This is a genomic window from Asticcacaulis sp. (genome assembly GCF_027484505.1).
Lineage (GTDB): Bacteria > Pseudomonadota > Alphaproteobacteria > Caulobacterales > Caulobacteraceae > Asticcacaulis.
Window position 1 is genome coordinate 1 of record NZ_JAIXSV010000033.1, and the last position, 3,351, is coordinate 3,351.

Genomic DNA, 3,351 nt, shown 5'->3' on the forward strand with positions numbered 1-3,351 from the left:
CGCCTCGAACTGCGTTTTCATAAAGGCTAGCACGGGTGCTGCGGCCATCAGCCATTCGCCGACAATCTCAATACCGTGCAAAGGCGCATGAAACCCCAGTTTGGCGAGGTCTTCTTCGCCCATCACCTGCCCCTTGGCCCCCAAGGCGGCAAAGCGCGCCGTCATGTCGTCAGGCGACGGCCCCGCCTCCCCAGACCACACCCAGACGGCGGGCCGCGCCATGTCAAGAATTTCTGACAGCCCCAGATCCGCCGCGAAGGTGGGCCAGTGCTTTTGCGCCGCGACATAGCGGGCATAGGACACTTCCGGCTGCGCTTCGGTCAGGGCCTCCATCGCCGGGGCAATCATGCCTGCCGACAGGGCCGAAGTGGTGTCTTCGACCGCATCCCTGGCAATCAGGGTCACCGCCAGACCGTAATCCAGCGCGCGCAGAGCAAGGCTGAGGCCGGAAATGCCGCCACCAATGACGATAAGGCTGAAAGACGAAGACATAGGCATATCCTTTTCAGGCCTGCCTTATAACCGGATTTGCCCGCAGGACCAGAGCGCACGCGAGCATTGCGTCAATCCGTCCGTGGACGACCGGGTTAGCTATGTCAGGGTGTTCTGTCGGGGGGCTTTTATCACGATGGTACCGTCTGCTGGTTTCGAACCAGCTACCTCCAGAGCCACAATCTGGCGCTCTACCAAGTGAGCTAAGACGGCAGACCATCGTGAGGGCCGATCCTCTAAACCGCGACGGCCCTCCGATCAAGGGGTAATTTCACCCGCCGACGCAATAAGCGGTGAAAAAGCGGCCCTTTAATTCATCGACCAACGGAAGCGAAACTTCTTTTCTTGTCCCGGCGCCGAAGAGGCATTGACATCAAGCGCCCGCCCATAGGTCTCAAACCCCTTGATGGTGGCTTGGCCAAAACCCATGTCCGAGGGCGTTTCACTGAGGACCCGACACGTCAACCGGCCCGTTTCGTTCCAGACACAGGCAATGATGGCCTCTCCGGACAAGCGGTCTTTCCTAGCCACCTTAGGATAAAGGGGAAGCATCTGATCAGCGGATGGGGCTTTAAACCGCGGCTCTTGTAGATTGCTCTCGGCAGACGCAGTGCCCGCAGCCAGCAGTATGGCCGCAGACAGGATCAGTATATTCTTCATATTGTTCCCCCCTCGGTGCTTATTTATAGCCCTTCGACTGGATATAGGTTTCCAGTTGCGCGATGCGCGTATTGTCTGACGGGTGGGTCGAAAGAAACTCCGGCGGCTTGCCCTGATTCAGAGCCTGCATATTGCGCCACAGGGCGATGGACTCCGAAGCCTTATACCCCGCCTTGACCATGATATCGACGCCGATCCGGTCGGCCTCCAGTTCGTGCTTGCGCGAATAGGGCAACAGAAGCCCCAGTTGCGCGCCCATGCCGCCGTAATTGGCAATCACCTGCTGGGTGCGGCCCGACGTGGCCCCGGCCGCCGTCTGAAGCGCGATCTGCGTGCCGACCTGCTGCGAATAGCGTTCGGCGGCGTGCTTGCCTAAGACGTGCGCTGTTTCGTGGCCCAGAACCGCCGCCAACTGGTCATCATTCTTGACCACCTTAAACAGGCCGGTATTGACGCCGACCTTGTTACCCGGAATGACGAAGGCGTTGGGCTGATCATCCTGAAACAGCACATATTCCCACTGAGTGGGATTATAGCCGGCCGCCGCGACGATCTTCGCGCCGACGGTCTTGACCCGGCGGCTCAGCGCGGCGTCGGTCGAGACTTTCGAGGTCCGCATAAGTTCCTGCCACCCTTGCAGGGCCGACGGCTCCAGATCGGCATTATCGACGAGTAGGAACTGACTGCGGCCAAGCGTGTCATTCGTTTCGCAGGCCACCAGAGTCCCGGCGGCCGCGATCAGGGCCGCGATGGTCAGGGTCTTGGGGCTCAGAATGGTTTTCAGACGCGCAGGCATGGTCACTCCCTCGGATTTTTCCCGAAACATAATGGCGTCTCCACGTCGGGTGGTCAATAAAAGCTGCGCCCTTGTCCATAAGCCAGACGTAAAAAGGCCTCCGGATGTCCGGAGGCCTTGGCATATTCGGGGCATCGCGCCTATTGAAGCGCGAAGCCCATCCTGACGCGCATGGTGGCTCCGACCTCGACCGCACCGTTCGAGGTATCGGCCCGGCCCTTGGCCTCTACCGCGCGCACCGCGGCGTCGCCAAAGCCATAGCCTCTGGGGTCTTCCGACAGCACCTCGCACTTTACGCGACCTTTGGTGTCACGCACCGTACAGGCCAGAGTTGCCGCCCCTTCAACCTCGGCGTCCATGGCGCGGGCGGGGTAATATTCCATCAGGACCGCTGAGTCGGGGAAGCGCGACCACACCGCCTTGGCATAGGTCGGGCCAACGGCATGGACCGGGCCAGATTCAGCCACCGGGCCGGGCTGACCGGTGATAACCGGCATGGGGCCAGTGACTTCGGGCAGGTCCGTCGGCGTCGCCACGAGAGGCAGGCTGTCCTCAACCGGCGGGGCCGGCGTATCCGGCGTGTTTAAACGGATCGGCGTCGTCTGAGGTTTGCTTTCCTGAACCGTAGGCTCTGTGGGCTTGGGTTTGAACGTGATCATTGGCGCTTCGATAACCGGCGTGCCGTCCGGCGCCTGGCCCAGCTTTACTTCAAAGCGTTCGTTGATGATGTAGGCCGCAAGGCCCAGATGCACCACGGAGGCAAAGGCAATGCCCACCATGACGGGCTTGGACAGGCGCTTTTGGGCGGGGGTCTGAAACAACGGGTTGCGGGTCGGCGGGATGATGGTCGTTGCCATGCGGGGTTTCCTTTCCTTTTGGTCTGATCCTTATGGCCGGAGCCCGTCCGGAAAACGGGCGCCGGTACGTTACCGCGTGTTGGACGGTAAGGATTTGAAGTCTGTGGGCCCGTGCGTCTCAAAGCCCCCTTGCCTGAGACCATCCATCGGGAGAAACCATTCTCTTCTGACTTAGCAAAACATATCACTTAGTACTAATAAGTTCAAATGCCTTTTTCGTGATCGACCCGTATTCCGCAAAGCACGCAACGGCGTTCGGAAAAAAATATATTATAAAACAGTACATTATATAGAATTATTTTATACCAAGGGTCATTGAAAATGACTCTTGGTATGCCTTTTGAGACTGTCTCATGTCGCTGAAACATATGAGACAGTCTCAAGTTTTTAACGGCCGGATGCGGTCAGCATCTTCGGCCGTTGGGATTAGATCGGTATGACTTTTGATGGAATCGTAATTCAAGCACCTCCCCTGATTTCAGGGGAGGTGGATTTGACGCCGCTCAGGCGTCAAAGACGGTGGGGTTAAATACCGCTGCTTTAACC

Annotated in this window: 4 protein-coding genes and 1 tRNA gene; all 5 read right to left on the reverse strand. The window is 58.6% G+C overall.

Features of this window, described 5'->3' with window-relative positions:
* On the reverse strand, positions 1-492 hold a 492-nt coding region (locus Q0072_RS01835; protein ID WP_298324878.1), incomplete at its 3' end, for an FAD-dependent oxidoreductase.
* 137 nt (positions 493-629) lie between these two features.
* Positions 630-705 (reverse strand) — tRNA-His (locus tag Q0072_RS01840).
* Positions 706-801: 96 nt separating this feature from the next.
* On the reverse strand, positions 802-1,152 hold the full coding sequence (locus Q0072_RS01845; protein ID WP_298324881.1) for a hypothetical protein: 351 nt from the start codon (positions 1,150-1,152) through the stop codon (positions 802-804).
* 19 nt (positions 1,153-1,171) lie between these two features.
* Positions 1,172-1,948 (reverse strand): M48 family metallopeptidase, encoded by a 777-nt coding sequence (locus tag Q0072_RS01850; RefSeq protein WP_298324883.1) that lies wholly within the window; start codon positions 1,946-1,948, stop codon positions 1,172-1,174.
* Between the two features lie 140 nt (positions 1,949-2,088).
* Positions 2,089-2,805, reverse strand: a complete 717-nt coding sequence (locus Q0072_RS01855; RefSeq protein WP_298324885.1) for a hypothetical protein — start codon at positions 2,803-2,805, stop codon at positions 2,089-2,091.
* Positions 2,806-3,351: the final 546 nt, after the last annotated feature.